We start from the raw sequence: 15,175 nt of genomic DNA, 5'->3' as shown, positions 1-15,175 counted from the left end.
GTCATGTGCGGCCTGCTTTGCCTCCCGGTCCAAATCCCTATCCCGGCCCCGGTTCGGCAAGCCGGGGCTTTACAGGGAGCGCCCATTGGATAGAATAGGCAGACTAAGCACGCGCCAGTAGCTCAGGTGGATAGAGCAGTGGCCTTCTAAGCCACCGGTCGGGGGTTCGAGTCCCTCCTGGCGTGCCAAAAGATCAAGGGGCTAGCCGAACCGGCTAAACCCTTTCCTGTCACCTGCCTCCCCTTTTCAGGCTTGGCGCTGTCAGGGCCTCGTGGGCAGACGCGATCTGGTTCGCAGCGTGAGCGGCCGGCAAATCGACTATTACCTGCAGAAGGCCAAGGGGGGGCGGGCTCATCACCACCGAAGAACTGACCGTGCGTCCCTCGGGCATGGCCTATGAAAAGCTTGTCGATGCCTTCAAACCGGAGGTCATCCCCGGCTTTCAAATGCTCACCCGCGCCGTCCTCCGACTGGGGGCCATCCCATTTGCTATACTCTTTGAGGATCGCCTCCAGTTGGCGGTGTGGAACTGGGACCATTTTCAGGCGCAATGGCTCTTACACAGACGAAAAAATGTGCGGAATCATAACAATTGCCGGCGATATAAATGGTGGAGAACGCCTGGCGCCGATGCTGGACATAATAATGCATCGCGGGCCGGATGATTCCGGTGTTTACACTCACAAAACGTTTTCTTTGGGGATGAGGCGCCTCTCCATTATTGATATTAACAAGGGCCAGCAGCCACAGTTCAGCCCTGACGGCCGTTATGCCATTGTTTATAACGGCGAAATTTATAATTACCAAGACATCCAACGGGCGTTGAAAGAGCAGGGCGCAGTCTTTCAAAGCAATTCCGATACGGAAGTCGTTTTGCACCTGTATGAGCGCCTTGGAATCGATTGTCTGCAATATTTGCGGGGCATGTTTGCCTTGGCCATTTTGGATACGGTCGAGGGCATTCTGTTTGTCGCTCGAGACCGCATGGGGATAAAGCCTTTATATTATTATTATAATAATGGATTATTCGTTGCGGCCTCCGAGATCAAGGCCTTGCTGAGGCATCCCGCCGTGCCTCGTTCCTTGAACCATGCTTCTTTGGATTCATACCTTACCCTGCGTTACGTGCCGGGCCCCGATTGTCTCTTGCACGGGGTCAAAAAATTCCCCGCCGCCAACTACATGTATTATAAAAACGGCAACATCCAGTTCAAACGCTACTGGACCCCGCCGGTTGCCGAATCATCCGAAATGTCCGATGGCGAGGCCTTGGACAGGTTCGGCGAGTTGTTCAACGAGGCCACTCGCATCAGGATGATAAGCGAAAGGCCGGTTGGCCTTTTCTTGAGCGGAGGGCTGGACTCCACCGCCATCGCCGCTTCGGTGCGCCGCAATTTTGACAAACCCATGAAAACCTTTTCCGTGGGCTTCGGCTGGAAGGGTGACGAGCTGTCCGCCGCGGCCGCCACGGCCAGAAAGTTGGGTTTCGAACATCACGAAGTTTTGTGCCGCCCCCAAGACACCGCTTTGTTGCCGGAGATAGCCTGGCATCTTGACGAGCCCCTGGGTGACGCCATCGTTCTGCCGATGTACCTGTTGGCCAGGGCGGCTTCCCAAGAGGTTACGGTAGTGCAGAGCGGTGAGGGCGCCGATGAAATGCTGGGGGGCTATTTCATGCACAAGGTGGTGCGCTGGGCCGACCTGTACTCGCGTTTTGTGCCCGGCCTGTTGCACAAGGGAGGGGTTATGGCCCTGGCCGGCGCCATGCCGGCCAAATTCCTGAACCTGCTGTTCGACTATCCCGGCGACCTGGGCGAGTCTGGAAAATTACGTCTATTGGAATTATTAAGCTCGTTTAAAAATGCCGGCCCCAAGGAACACTATACGAAAGTAATCGCCCTTTTCACCCGAGCCGACAAGCTGCGCCTGCTGCGGCCGGACACACTGAAGTTGTTGGAAGATGAATCGCTGCCCGTGGAAAAGGCGAGACTCAAGCGGCTCAGCCTGAGCGAACTCTTGGCGCTTCAATTCGATCATTGGCTGCCGGATGACATTCTATGCAAACTGGACAAGCTGACGATGGCCCACTCCCTCGAAGGCAGGGTGCCCTTCATGGATCATGTCCTTGTGGAGTTTTTGTTGAGTCTTCCCCCCCGCCAAAAGCTGACCCTGTTTTCCAACAAGGTGATTTTGCGCCGTTGGCTGAAGGCTAATGCTCATCCTGAAATGGCTTCTAAGAAAAAGATCCCCTTTTATATCCCCTTGGAGCAATACCTCTCCCAAGAGCCGCTAAAGAGCCTGATTGGCGATTATCTGAGCGAAGAGCGCATAGGCAGGGCGGGCATATTCAATCCCAACGAAGTCGCCAGGCTCAGACGTCTGTCCGCCGGGCACGGCGTTCTGGCGAGCAAACAGCTTTTCTCCCTTTTGATGTTTGAAATGTGGCGCGAAAAGTTCTTGGGCGCATAAAACCGCCTTTTTTCCGCATTGGTCCACAAAAGCCGCCAAGTTGGATGGCTCAACTAGGGTTTGTCGTGTAACTGCCGGATTAACGATGTATATTAACCATCCAAGCAATACTGGCTAAGCTTGTCGGCCGAAAGACGTAGCGAGATCGTATGAAAGCCGTTCTGCAAAATTTCAAAACAGGCGAGATGTCCATAACCGAAGTGCCTCCTCCCCGGCTTCAGCCCGGCGGAGTTGTCGTACAGAACGTCGCTTCGCTGATCAGCGGGGGAACCGAAAAGGCCGCGGTCGAGCTGGCCAAAATGAACCCCTTGCAAAAGGCCAGGGCCAGGCCGGATCTGGTAAAAAAAGTTTTGGCCAAGGCCGGCCAAGAGGGTCTGCTGGGCACGGTGCGCATAGTTGGCAACCTGGTCTCCGCCCCGCTGCCCTTGGGCTATAGCTGCGCTGGGGTGGTGAGGCAAGCGGGCGGCAAGGTGACCGACATCGCTCCGGGCCAGAGGGTGGCGTGCGCCGGCCTTGGCTACGCCAACCATGCTGAAATGGTCTACGTCCCCAGAAACCTGGTGGTGCCTATCCCGGAACAGGTGACCTACGAGCAGGCGTCCTATGTCACCGTCGGGGCCATAGCGTTGCATTGCGTGCGCCAGGCCTCGCCTTCCTTCGGGGAGAGCGTGGCCGTTATCGGCCTGGGACTGGTGGGACAGATCATCGCCCAGATTTGCAGCGCGGCCGGGTGCCGGGTGTTCGGTATCGATACGGACCCGGCCAAGGTGTCCCTGGCCCGCTCCAACGGCGCGGATGCCGGCGCCATTGCCGACGATGCCAACTTGCAAGCCGAGGTAATGGCCTTCACCCGCTCCAAGGGCGCGGACGCGGTGATAGTCGCGGCCGGCACCAAAAGCAGTGAACCGCTGGCCACCGCGGCCGAAATAGCCAGGGACCGGGCTCGGGTGGTGGCGGTGGGAGATGTCGGGCACAAGGTTCCCCGGCGTGAGTACTATGAAAAAGAGCTCGTGCTCATGCAGTCACGCTCCTATGGGCCGGGCCGGTACGATCCCCTTTATGAAGAGCACGGGGTGGACTATCCCATCGGGTACGTGCGCTGGACCGAAAACCGCAACATGCAGTCCTTTCTGGATCTGGTGGCCGCGGGCAAAATAAACCTGGACGCCTTGACCACCCACCGCTTTCCCATAGAGCAGGCCATGGACGGCTATGCCTTGCTGCTGGGAAAAAAGCGGGAGCCCTATATCGGGATCGTATTGCAGTACGACAAGGATCGTCCCCAGCCGGCCAAGGTGGCCATGGCGCCGCCCGCGCCGCCCAAGGGTGACGCCCAAATCGCCGTGAGCGTTATAGGGGCGGGGCAGTTCGCCCAAGGCCTCCTCCTGCCGGCCTTGAAAAAAGTGCCCGGGGTGCGGATCAAAGGCGTCGCCACCGGCAGCGGCCTGACCGCCCGCAATGTCGCCCAACGCTACCGGGCCGAGACCATCTCTTCGGATTACAAGGATCTGCTGGCTGAGCAAGACCTCCACGGATTGATTGTGGCCACCCGGCACGATACCCACGCCGAGATCGTAACCACGGTGTTGAACTCCGGCCGGTCCTGCTTTGTGGAAAAACCCCTGGCTCTCAACAAGGATGAGCTGCGAGGCGTGGTCAAGGCCTCGCTGGAGAACCCGGGCTTTGTGCTTACCGGGTTCAATCGGCGTTTTTCAGGTCTCTCCCAGGCGCTGCGCCGGGAGATGGAGGGGAAAACGCTGGTCATGAATTATCGCGTCAACGCCGGGCCCATTCCCGCGGAACATTGGCACCAGGATTCGGAGGTCGGCGGCGGCCGCATAATCGGCGAGGTGTGCCATTTCGTGGACCTGATGCAGTACCTTTGCGGCGCCGACCCGGTTGCGGCCTTGGCGACCTCGCTGGGGCGGGACGTGGCCAAGCCGGCGGACCCGGACAACCTAATAGCCCAACTTCAGTTCGCCGATGGGTCCATCGGCGTGATCACCTACACCTCCGTGGGCGATCCCGGTTTTTCCAAAGAGCGCCTGGAGGTATTCGGCGGGGGTATGGCCGGAGTCATAGACAACTGGCGCTCCCTGGGCATCAGTGGCCAGGGTCGCAAAATCAACAAGAAGTGCCGGCTGCAATCCGACAAGGGCTTTGAGCAGGAGATGGCCGCCTATGTGGACGGGATAAAGACGGGGCTCTCCCCCATCTCCTTGCAATCCCAGGTGGCGACCACGTTGGCGACCTTTGCCATCAGGGAATCCCTACGAACCGGCGCCGCGGCCCAAGTCGGCGATTTGGAAACTTTATTGGCGGAAGACGCATGATTTACCTGGTCGGCGGCAGCTTGGGGGTGGCGGTTTTTCTGGCAACCGGCGTTTACTTCTTCAAAAATGCCACGGTGCGCGCTTTGGCGGTTTGGCAGGAAGGCCACGGCGTAATACCCACCCTCCTGAGCCTGATCAGTGGTTACGGCTTCTGGGCCGGGCTGGCCGCCTACGTCGTGGGCTTTGGCATCATGCTGGCTTGCCTGCCCAATGTAAAAGTGCACCAATATTTCCCCTTGTCCATGGCCTTCAACATTCTGATCATAACCGGCATGAGCGCGTTGTTGCTCGGAGAGAAGATACCCGTACACCACGCGCTCGGCATGGTGCTGGTTCTTTTGGGCGGATACCTGGTTTCCCGTTAGCTAGGCGCTGAAAGTGGTCCCATGAGCTCTGCCTGCCCCGACATCAAAGCTGTCCGCGCTTTTTGGGAAGACAACCCCTTGGGATCCCCTGGCGCTTTGCGGCCGGGGCGGGATGGGCGCCCGCTTGGCTGCGCAAGTTGGTGGACCGGCTGGGCGGGCTCATGATTTATATCCAAGTGCAAAAGCCATGAACCAGGGAGCCTCCCACATATACCTGGAGCAGGTGTGGCGACAATTGCCCCGAGTTTTTTCAAGGGGCGATTGGGAGCCATTTTCCAAGTCATACGGCTGTTGCGATCGTACCTATTGGGCCTGGAAATTCACCGATTTCCCCGGAGCTCGTTTTCAGGAAGCCGCCTATGCGCTGGCGAGCCTTTACACCAGCCCCTGGCCGGACAACCCCTTTTACCAAAACCCCAAGGCTCTCCGGCGCGCCGGCGCGGTGATGCGCTATTGGCAGTCAATCCAGTGTGCGGACGGTTCCTACAACGAGGCCTACCCCCACGAGCACAGCTTGGCCGCCACCGCTTTCACGGCCTTTTACGTTGGCGAGGCCCTTTCGCTCTTGGCGGGCCACCTGCCCGAGGAACAAGTGCGGAGCTTGCGCGACACCCTGGCCAGGTGCGGCGACTGGCTGATCGCCAACGACGAGAGCCACGGGGTGTTGTCCAACCATTTGGCGGCCGCCGCGGCGGCCATGACCGTGATCCACCTCAACAGCAATGATGCGCGCCATGCCGATCGTGCCCGGCACTTCCTGGCCAGGATATTTCGCCACCAGTCCGAAGAGGGTTGGTACGAGGAATACGGCGGGGCCGATCCCGGCTACCAGACCCACGGCACCTTCTACCTGGCCCGCATCTGGCAACTGACCGGTGACGCCCAGCTGCTGGAGAGTCTAGTCAAGGCCAACCGCTTTTTGGCTCATTGCATCCATCCAAACGGGTCCTTGGGCGGCGAGTACGGCAGCCGAAACACCGAATTTTTCTTTCCCGCGGCCTTTGAAATACTGTCTAATGTCTGTGAAAGCGGCAAAGCCATCGCGGCCTTCATGCGCGATTGCCTAAGGCGGCAGGCGGCGGCCGGCCTTGCGGCCGTGGACGCCTTCAACTTGTTCCCCATGCTCAACAACTATCTTTTTGCCGCGGCCAATGCCGATGCGGACCTCCAGCCGGCGGTTCAACTGCCCTTTCAGCAAGCGGGGCAATGGGATTTCCCCCGGGCGGGGCTCCACATGCGCGGCACCCAGCGCTACTATGCCGTGCTGGGAACCTCCAAAGGCGGGGTGCTGAAGGTTTTTGGAAAAGACGGCTCTTATTATTCGGATTGCGGCTATTGGGTGAAGCTGGCCCACGGTCTCATCGCCACCAGCCAGACCTTGCAACTGTCCCCGCCGGTCGAACGCGATGGCGATGAGTTCGTCGTGGAGACTCGGTTCAGCTTTTTAAAGCAAAAGCTGATGAGCCCGACGCTTTTCCTGGCCTTCCGCTTGTTCAACCTGGGCCCGGGCCGTTTCCGCCGGCTCGGGTACTGGGTAAAAAAATGTCTGGTTGCGGCTCTGGTGACCAAGGCGAAAGCCGCGCCCCTCAGCTTGCGACGGCGGGTGCAATTTGGCGATGACTATGTGCGCATCAGCGACGCGATCACCCTCGATGGTGGGGATAAGGCGGTAAGCCTGGGTTGTGATGACAAGTTCTCCGCCATCCATATGGGGTCATCAAGGTACTTTCAGTGGCAGGACATGGGCCCATCCTGGTTTGAGCCGGCAAGGCCGGGGCGGGAAATCCAGGAATTGAATGAATCCGGGCGCCTTATAATTGAGAAGAATTTTGAGCTATAAGGAATGGTAATGCCTGCAGAGCCCAGCCTGAGCGTCGTGTCCCCCTTTTTCAACAATGAAGCCGTATTGGCGCGGGTGATCCGCCAGATGGCGGACACCCTGGACCAACAGTTCGGCGATGATTGGGAATTCATACTGGTCAACGACGGCTCGGTGGACGGCTCCCTGCAAATTGCCCGGGAGACGATTAGTAAACTGGGATGCCCCAGAATAAGGCTCATGTCTCTGCCTTGGAACCACGGGAGAGGCCGGGCCATAAAAACGGGGATTGACGCTGCCAGGGGCAAGATCATCGTGACCACCGAGGCCGACGGATCTTGGGGCAGGGACATCGTGCGAGAGCTCTACGATGCGATCTGTGCCGATCCGGCCCTGCATTGCGTGGTGGCTTCGGTTCACCTTCCCGGAGGCGGCTTGGTCAATGTGCCCCGGCACAGGGTGCTGTTGACCATCGTGGGCAACTGGATTATCAGGAAGGTCTTCCTGCCCGAGATATCCATGAACACGGGCATGACCCGAGCCTATCGGCGGGAGGTTATCCAGCCGCTGGTCACCAATGAGAACGGCAAGGAGTTTCATTTGGAGGTGTTGTTGAAACTCTCGGCCTTGGGTTTTCGCATCTCCGAGATTCCCGCGACCATTACCTGGGCGCCCAGCCCCGCGAAAGCTCCCGGCCGGACGCGCCACAAATCGTCCACCAAAATCATGAAAACCATTAACACTCACCTTCGGTTCGTGGCCATAGCCAATCCCATCAGGAATTTTGCCTGGATGGCCCTGTGTTGTTTTTTGGCCAGCATTTTCTTTTTAGGGTGGGCGGTCATCAACCTGATTATCGGCGACGTGGCCATCTACCTCGGATTGGTGGCGCTTTTCCTGATGCTCTTTGCTTTAGTGTTGATGGGCTTTTCGATATGCTTCTGTCAGTTCAAAGAAATCCTATCTTCATCCTGGATGGCGGCCTACAGGCAGGGCCGGCCCCCTTCATCCGCGCCTGCAAAGGAAATTTTTTTTAATCGAGAGGATTAATGGTCTTGTCGCCAGGGCGGCGCGCCGGCTTCTAATAACTGCCACTCTCACAAAGAGTTGCCTGGATACAAGCTATGGGCAAATCAAAAAAATCTATTCACCTGGTGGCAGCGGCCAGGCCCAACTTCATGAAGATCGCGCCTCTTTATCTGGCCCTGAAAGACCAGGATTGGGCCGATCCGAAGATCGTCCACACCGGCCAACATTATGACGTCAACATGTCGGAGGACTTTTTCAAGGATCTGGGGATGCCCGCACCCCAGGTTCATCTGGGAGTGGGGAGTGGCAGCCACGCCGAACAGACCGGCCACACCTTGATCGCCTATGAAAAGGTGCTTTTGGAGCAGCGGCCCGACTTGGTGGTGGTGGTCGGCGATGTCAATGCCACCGTGGCGGCGGCGCTGGCCGCGGCAAAGCTCGGCCTGAAAGTGGCTCATTTGGAAGCGGGCCTGCGCTCCTTTGACCGCACCATGCCGGAAGAGATAAACAGGGTGGTGACCGACGCCTTGGCCGATCTTCTATGGACGCCGTCGGCGGATGGGGACGCCAATCTCGCCCGCGAAGGGGTCGGCGGGCAGGTGCGGCGGGTCGGCAACATCATGATCGATTCGCTCGAGCTTATGAGGCCGCAAATTGAAAAATTGCAACCCGCGGATGATTTGAGGCGCATCAAGGAACCTTACGGCGTCGTAACCTTGCATCGGCCGCTAAACGTCGATGACCCGGCAAAGTTGGGGTTGATTTGCGAGACCTTGGCTTCGGTCTCCCAAACCATGCCCCTGATCTTTTCGGTGCACCCCAGAACCCGCAAGCGGCTGGAAGACGGCGGTCTTTTCGATTCTCTAGCCAACCGCCCCGGCCTGCATCTGTCTGAGCCTCTGAGCTACTTGCCTTTCATGAGCCTGTTGTGGCGCTCATCGGTGGTGATAACCGATTCAGGCGGTCTGCAGGAGGAGACAACCTACTTGAGGATCCCCTGCTTCACCCTGCGGCCCAACACCGAGCGCCCCATAACCATAGAGCAGGGGAGCAACAGGCTCTGCACTCCGGAAGAACTGGGAGCATTGGTCGCGGAATCCCTCGAGAGCCCCCGTCCCGAAAAGCCTCTGCCGGAATTATGGGACGGTAAAACCGCCGCCAGGGTCGTGGAGTCCATCAAAGCCTTTTTGCGGCAAAACTGAACCGCTGAGCCGAAGCGAGCTGGATATATAGAGTCGAAATGCTAGCTTCCAGGAACGCCATCAAAATCGTTTTCGCTCTGGCTTTCATGGCCCTGTGCTCCTATTGCTGGTACACCAACATAAATTTTTTGAGCCTGAAAATCGCCTGGCACGAGTTCAGCCCGGAGGGTTGGATAAACGAGGTTCGTCATCTTGACGCCATTCCGGGCTCGTATCCCTCGGGCACGCAGAATTTTTCAAAATCAGCCTTCATGCAGCTCTACCTGGCGGGGTATGACTACTTGGGAATCGCCCCGATCGTCATGCAGCGTTTTGTCGTCGCCTTCGAGATACTGTTCCTCTCCTTTGCCTTTGTCTCCTTGACCAGGGCCATACGGCCCGACGCCGACTATGGTTTGTTGCTCGTCGTGGTGGCGCTGGTGATAGCCAGTAGCGTGCGGGAAATGAACCTGGCCCGTTTCGGCACCGGCACCTTTATCGGTCAGTATTATGTAGCGGCCGACGGTTTCAGGATATTGGCCGTGGCCCAGGTGCTGCGTCGCAAGTACGTCCAGGCGGGGCTGCTGCTTTTGGCCTCCCTGATCACCCACTTCACCATGGGGCTATTCGCCCTGGTTTTCGTCGCGGCCATGGTATTGGTCGCCCCGCGGCCCTTGAAAGAAATCAAGACCTGGATCGGCGCGGCCATTGTCCTGGCGGGTGGGGCATTGTGGATCCTGCTCACCGTAAAGGCCAGTGAGATCGCCGGCGGGCAAATACCGTTGAACCTTTGGGTCTCCCTGTCCAAGATGATGTGCTACCACTGGTATCCCGTCAGCCTGGGCGTGTTCGGCCTACGCCACTACGCCATTTTCCTGCCGTTCCTGGGCTTCTGCCTGCTTCTGGTTTATTTCGTCTGGCGCCAGGGGCCGCTTTCCGAAGATCGCCGCCGCCTTATGGCCGGATGCGCGGCCATGGCCGTTTTGGTCGGTTTGGGAGTTCTTTTCTCTGTATACCCCTTTAGCTCCAGCTTGATAAAGTTGTCCCTCTCTCGAGCCAACGACATGATCCTCAACGTCGGCCTGGTGATTGTGGCCGCCGGCTTGTACGACGAAATAAAATCCGCCGGCCTGTGGAGAAAAATCATAGCCATGGCGGTATTGCTGTCCCCGTTCTTCGGCGTATACGGGCATCCAGGCTTTCCGACGATCTGGTGTCTGCTGGTGACTTTACCGTGCTGGCTGGCACTGGCCAGGGTAGATGCCAAGCGAAGATTCAATATCGTGATGGTGGTTTTGGGCGCTTCCATCGTGGGCCTGCTCATTCTCTATTGGGCCATGGGCATGGCCCGGCCTCTGATGAACCCGGCCTATGTCGGCAGCCCCGCCTTTTTGTGGACCGTGGCGGGTATGGGGGCGGTATTCGCCGCAACCGGTTTCTTGGCGAGGCGCAACGACGAATGGCGGGGCCGCATATTGACTTATATTGCTGTCGGCGCCTGCTTTGTGGTGGCCTTCCTGTGGCTGAGCAATCAAAACATGCGTCCCGAGGTGCAGGAGAGGTATCACGCCTTTGGCCAGGCCCAGCTATGGGCCAAAAACCACACCGCCCCGGACTCCTTATTCATGGTGGACCCTTCCCTCGGGGGTGGGTGGCGGGCCTTGTCTCAACGAGCCTCCTGGGGGGGCGCCAGGGAATGGCTCTACTCGGCCTGGATTTACGCCAGCAATTACCCCCTGTTAAAGGAGGGCTTGCATCGCCTGGGGTATTTCGGGCTGGACCTGGACAAGTATCTGAAGTATCGCCGGTCCATCGTCGGTTGGAACAAACTGCGCAAAGACCTTCGCGAAAGTTTCTACAGCAAGGACGACCAATGGCGCAGGGACCTGGCCAAGCAATACGGCATCGACTATTTCGTTTTGCAAAATAAATACTTCACCGGCAAAAGCAACCTGGATGAAGTATATAAAAATAAATATTTCGTTATCTTGGCCGCCGATGCTCGCCACCATGGCGGCGGCCGGCATAAATGAACTCACTGCTGCCAATGCCATTTATATAACTCCCGAGCCACCGGTCGGGGGTTCGAGTCCCTCCTGGCGTGCCAAAAGATCAAGGGGCCGGCCGGATTGGCCATCCCCTTTTCAATGTCACTTTTCGTTGCAAAATCTGACGGTAGGCCCTGATTGGGTGTAACCTTAATAAGTTAACCTCCGCCCGCCAGGGGCGAACCGGAAAAGAGGCGGCCATGACCTTAGGCGAGATTTACACCAAGGGCGAACAGGATCTCATGTCCCGTGAGTTGGGCTTTGCATTGGGATCGGTGGAGACCGGTTGGGTGGGGGCCAACAACCGGGCCGTATTCGACCGCTGGGCCTTGCGCCAAAAGGCTATCAACGCTCCTCCCAGCGCCGAGACATCGGTGAATTTCTTGGGTGTGGATATCTCCGCGCCGGTGGTGATGAGCGCCATCACCATGCCCATCCCCGGTATTTGCGAGGACGGCCTCTTGAAGGTGGCCCAGGGCCTGGCCGAGGCCGGAAGCGTGATGTGGACCGGCACCCCCATTCCCCAGGACCTGCAAGGCCTCCTGGCCACCGGAGTGCCGCTAATCGCGTCGGTGAAGCCCTACGAGGACCGCGACAGGCTGAAAGCCGACGTGGAGAAGATCACCGCGGAAGGCGTGGGCATGATATCGCTGGAGATCGACGCGGCCATGGGCACCAAGATCCAGGACAAGCCCATGGCCACCGGCTGCGCCCCCCTTAGCTTTGCCGAGCTGCAAGAGCTGCGCGGGCTGATCAAAGGCAAGATGATCGCCAAGGGGGTGCTCTCGGTGCCTGACGCCCAGTTGTGCGTACAGGCCGGGGTGGACGCGGTGGTGCTCAGCAACCACGGGGCCCACACCATAGACTATTTGCCCCATCCCTTGCAGGTGGCCCAAGAGGTGGTCGCGGCCATCGACGGCCGGGCCTACATCGTCATGGACGGCGGCTTCCGACGGGGCACGGACGTCATCAAGGGTCTGGCTATGGGCGCGGACGCCATCGGCCTGGGACGCCCCATACTCTACGCATTGGCCGCCGGCGAGGCCCAAGGGGTGCGGGATTTGATTGCCTGCCTCCAGGAAGAGATGCGGCGTACCATGGTGATGCTGGGGGCCCAGAGCCCCCGCGACCTGGGCCCGGAGTGCCTGATCAAGCTGTGAACCTCGCCGCCCAAGCCATCCAGGCCAACCTGGGGACCTTCATCTTGTAACGGATGCCTTGGCAACTGTAGAATGAAAACAATCCCGTGTAATTCCTAACTACAACGGAAAAAAGGAGTCGGCGGCAGTGCAAAGATTGAGGAAAAAATCCATCGGTATTAGTCTGATGGTGCTGGGGGTTATCGCCGTGTTTGCCGTTTCGGGCTGCGCCGGAAACGGCGGTATGTCCACCATGACCGACACCACCAAAGGCGGCATAATCGGCGGAGCCGGCGGGGCGGCCATCGGAGCCATCATCGACCATTCCAACCCGTGGGCCGGTGCCTTGATCGGGGCCGCCGGCGGAGCGCTCACCGGGGCCGTGGTGGGCCATTTCATGGATGACCGCAAGAAGGACCTGGAAAAAGCCCTGGCGCCCCAGATCAATGCCGGAGAGGCTTCGGTGCAGATTCTGGCCGACAACGCCCTGCTGGTGACGGAGACCGGCTCCACGGCGTTTGCTCCCGGCTCGGCGGTGGTCAATTCCGGTTTCATACCCACGCTGCAGACGATCGCCAACGTGGTCAACACCTACGGCAAGACGACGATCGTGGTGATCGGCCATCCCGACAGCACCGGTACCCAGGCCCAGAGGCAGACGCTGGCCAACCAGCGGGCCGAGGCGATCCGGACCATGCTGCTGGGGATGGGGGTTGCGCCCGTGCTGGTGACGGCTTCCGGCAATCCCAACAGCCGCTACATGGACGGCAGGGCCGAGGTGGTTATCCATCCCGTGGTCTCCTCCTAAGACAACTGAACGGTTGATGCCAAGGGGCCGGCCGGATTGGCCGGCCCCTGTTTTGTCGCCTTCCGCCGCCAGCCATCCCTGGGAGATAGGGCGCGGTGGGACCAGGCAATGTCATGGCTTGACTATGCGGTGAATTGTTATAAGTTAAAAAACTAGAGCGGGAAAAATATTCGTCCCAGGAAAGGACGCCGCCCCCCCGCTGCTCATAAAACCAGGTAGTTCATTGAGAGGCCGTCAACGGTCCCTGATCGCCAGAAGGCGAAGGGCGTGGGCGGTTTTTTATTGGAGCGCGAACCAAAGGCGGCAGCGCGGCCATGATCGTGGGAGTTGCCCCGCGAGGCTTAGGCAGAAATCACCCGGCAGGCCGCTTTCGCAATTCGTCATTTATCGGGAGTTGTCTAAATGATCTTAAAGCCGTTCATGAGAGAAGGACTGTTTCCCCTGCCCGTGACCTTCATCTCCACCATGAGCCCCGATGGCGTGCGCAACGTGGCTCCCTGGTCCTGCATCATGCCGGTGCTGCGTCCCCTGGACTTGATCTGCCTGGCCTCGGCCAAGAAACGCGACACCTTGGCCAACATCCGCGCCACCAACCAGTTCGTGGTGAACATGGCGGGTGCGCAAATGCAGGACAAGGTCATTCCCACGGCCAAGAACGTGCCGCCGGAGATAGATGAGTTCGAGTTGGCCGGGCTGGACGAAAAACCCTCCCACGTGGTCAGCCCTCCGGGGGTGGCGGGATGCTATGCCTGGATGGAGTGCGAGTGCGTGCAGCTCTACGAGGAGGACAAGCACGTGCTCATCACCGGCAAGGTGCTGCACCTGGAAGTGCGGGACGACGTCCTGGACGGGGAAGGAAACCTTGACGTGGCCAAGGCCAAACCTCTGATCATGACCGGCAAGAAAGGGGTGATGAACTACTGCACCGCTGTGGATCTCGGCAGCCAGGAGTCTTTTGCCGCGATGTTCACCGATGGTGCGGACCCCTTTGGCGGCAAGTATCGCTAGGCCTTACCCGGCCAAGGCCCTAACGGCCGGGTCGCCAATGCGGCCGAGCAGATAGGCCCGCGCCTGAAAAAAGAGGGGAAGGCCGGAGCCGTCATCCAGGTCGGGCGGCAGGATGCCGCGCTCGACCAACTCCGCCATGAGCAACTGGCACACCGCTTCGATGGACGCCGCGCGGCTCTGGTAATCGAGAGTCGTGGACATGCTCAGGAGATGGGCATCGAGTCGGGCGGCGAATTCGCGCGACCGAAAGACGTGGTGAAGCCACTTCCAGTAGGGCGCGTAGTCGTGGTCCATGACCAGGGAGAGGGCCATCGCCGCAAGCTGGAAGCTGCCGACCGCCATCGCCGCCGCCACCGGGTCTTGGCGCTTGACCAACCGCCAGCAGAAATTGTACTCGCCGTAGTGCGCGAGATCAAAGCAAAGCTGGGCCATGCGCAGCAGCCAGACGTCTTCGGGATAGGTGCGCAGCCTGGCCCGCACCTCGGCCAATATGCCCGCCGGGTCGTGGAAGACGGCGCCGTGGCGGACAAAGTGGAGATGTGATTCCAGATTGGGCAGTTTGGCATCGCAGCAGACCCAATCCAGCGGCGACTCCGGCAAGCGGCGGCGGGGGAAGTTCCGGCCAAAATATTCCGCCAGATTATGGACCTGGATGGAAGGCGCAAACTGGTAACGGTTTTGAAAGCCTTCCCATTCCGCGGGCGCGGCGGCTGTCATTTCTGATTGCAGAGCCTCGTTGGAGAAGCCCTCTTGCCCGCTGCGGAAAATCTCCAGACGCGGGCCCCAGCCGTGATCGCGGGAGAGGGCGTCATCCGCCCCGAGCACCTCCGAACCGCTGAAGAGGCCGACCCCGATCCGCTCGAGAAGCTGGGGATGCCTGGCGGCAAGCCAGGGGTGGCCCCATTGCAGCCAGTAGTCCTTTGCGATGGCCAAACCATTTTGAGATGCGGATTCATGCATAGGAAGCTATCCGAAT

The 15,175-nt window shown here is 59.1% G+C and carries 11 protein-coding genes and 1 tRNA gene; 11 read left to right on the top strand and 1 reads right to left on the bottom strand.

Going from position 1 to position 15,175, the window contains the following annotated elements:
* Positions 1–111 precede the first annotated feature (111 nt).
* From AACH32_RS16255 to AACH32_RS16205, 11 genes are all read left to right on the top strand, one after another.
* Positions 112–188 (top strand) — tRNA-Arg (locus AACH32_RS16255).
* A 385-nt stretch (positions 189–573) separates the two neighbouring features.
* On the top strand, positions 574–2,469 hold the full coding sequence (asnB, locus tag AACH32_RS16250; RefSeq protein ID WP_338601759.1) for an asparagine synthase (glutamine-hydrolyzing): 1,896 nt from the start codon (positions 574–576) through the stop codon (positions 2,467–2,469).
* A 149-nt stretch (positions 2,470–2,618) separates the two neighbouring features.
* Positions 2,619–4,802, top strand: coding sequence for a bi-domain-containing oxidoreductase (locus tag AACH32_RS16245; RefSeq protein WP_338601756.1), 2,184 nt, complete (start codon positions 2,619–2,621; stop codon positions 4,800–4,802).
* A complete protein-coding gene (locus AACH32_RS16240) occupies positions 4,799–5,167 on the top strand; it encodes a hypothetical protein (protein ID WP_338601753.1) in 369 nt (122 codons plus the stop codon). Before AACH32_RS16245 ends, AACH32_RS16240 begins: the two co-directional genes overlap by 4 nt.
* A 601-nt stretch (positions 5,168–5,768) precedes the next feature.
* A complete protein-coding gene (locus AACH32_RS16235; protein ID WP_338601751.1) occupies positions 5,769–7,007 on the top strand; it encodes a hypothetical protein in 1,239 nt (412 codons plus the stop codon).
* A 9-nt stretch (positions 7,008–7,016) separates the two neighbouring features.
* Complete coding sequence (locus tag AACH32_RS16230; protein ID WP_338601749.1) at positions 7,017–8,036, top strand: glycosyltransferase family 2 protein; 1,020 nt, start codon at positions 7,017–7,019, stop codon at positions 8,034–8,036.
* Positions 8,037–8,110: 74 nt separating this feature from the next.
* Positions 8,111–9,217 (top strand): non-hydrolyzing UDP-N-acetylglucosamine 2-epimerase, encoded by a 1,107-nt coding sequence (gene wecB / locus AACH32_RS16225; RefSeq protein ID WP_338601746.1) that lies wholly within the window; start codon positions 8,111–8,113, stop codon positions 9,215–9,217.
* 38 nt (positions 9,218–9,255) lie between these two features.
* Positions 9,256–11,229 (top strand): hypothetical protein, encoded by a 1,974-nt coding sequence (locus AACH32_RS16220; protein WP_338601743.1) that lies wholly within the window; start codon positions 9,256–9,258, stop codon positions 11,227–11,229.
* A 215-nt stretch (positions 11,230–11,444) separates the two neighbouring features.
* A complete protein-coding gene (locus AACH32_RS16215; RefSeq protein ID WP_338601740.1) occupies positions 11,445–12,404 on the top strand; it encodes an alpha-hydroxy acid oxidase in 960 nt (319 codons plus the stop codon).
* A gap of 127 nt (positions 12,405–12,531) precedes the next feature.
* A complete protein-coding gene (locus AACH32_RS16210; RefSeq protein WP_338601737.1) occupies positions 12,532–13,191 on the top strand; it encodes an OmpA family protein in 660 nt (219 codons plus the stop codon).
* Positions 13,192–13,611: 420 nt separating this feature from the next.
* Positions 13,612–14,199, top strand: a complete 588-nt coding sequence (locus AACH32_RS16205; protein WP_338601734.1) for a flavin reductase family protein — start codon at positions 13,612–13,614, stop codon at positions 14,197–14,199.
* Between the two features lie 3 nt (positions 14,200–14,202).
* Here the strand turns inward: AACH32_RS16205 and AACH32_RS16200 are convergent, their stop codons facing one another.
* Positions 14,203–15,159 carry a DUF4037 domain-containing protein gene (locus AACH32_RS16200; protein ID WP_338601732.1) on the bottom strand — a complete coding sequence of 319 codons (957 nt, stop codon included), beginning with the start codon at positions 15,157–15,159 and terminating at the stop codon, positions 14,203–14,205.
* Positions 15,160–15,175: the final 16 nt, after the last annotated feature.

It is taken from the genome of Desulfoferula mesophila, assembly GCF_037076455.1.
GTDB classification, from domain to species: domain Bacteria; phylum Desulfobacterota; class Desulfarculia; order Desulfarculales; family Desulfarculaceae; genus Desulfoferula; species Desulfoferula mesophila.
The sequence above is the reverse complement of the archived record's forward strand: the minus strand, read 5'-3'. Positions and strand labels throughout refer to the sequence as shown.

Bases quoted from the DNA above. Each gene is read 5' to 3' on its own strand.
- asnB (WP_338601759.1), top strand. From the start codon at position 574: ATGTGCGGAATCATAACAATTGCCGGCGATATAAATGGTGGAGAACGC.
- AACH32_RS16245 (WP_338601756.1), top strand. From the start codon at position 2,619: ATGAAAGCCGTTCTGCAAAATTTCAAAACAGGCGAGATGTCCATAACC.
- AACH32_RS16240 (WP_338601753.1), top strand. From the start codon at position 4,799: ATGATTTACCTGGTCGGCGGCAGCTTGGGGGTGGCGGTTTTTCTGGCA.
- AACH32_RS16230 (WP_338601749.1), top strand. From the start codon at position 7,017: ATGCCTGCAGAGCCCAGCCTGAGCGTCGTGTCCCCCTTTTTCAACAAT.
- wecB (WP_338601746.1), top strand. From the start codon at position 8,111: ATGGGCAAATCAAAAAAATCTATTCACCTGGTGGCAGCGGCCAGGCCC.
- AACH32_RS16220 (WP_338601743.1), top strand. From the start codon at position 9,256: ATGCTAGCTTCCAGGAACGCCATCAAAATCGTTTTCGCTCTGGCTTTC.
- AACH32_RS16215 (WP_338601740.1), top strand. From the start codon at position 11,445: ATGACCTTAGGCGAGATTTACACCAAGGGCGAACAGGATCTCATGTCC.
- AACH32_RS16205 (WP_338601734.1), top strand. From the start codon at position 13,612: ATGAGAGAAGGACTGTTTCCCCTGCCCGTGACCTTCATCTCCACCATG.
- AACH32_RS16200 (WP_338601732.1), bottom strand. From the start codon at position 15,159: ATGCATGAATCCGCATCTCAAAATGGTTTGGCCATCGCAAAGGACTAC.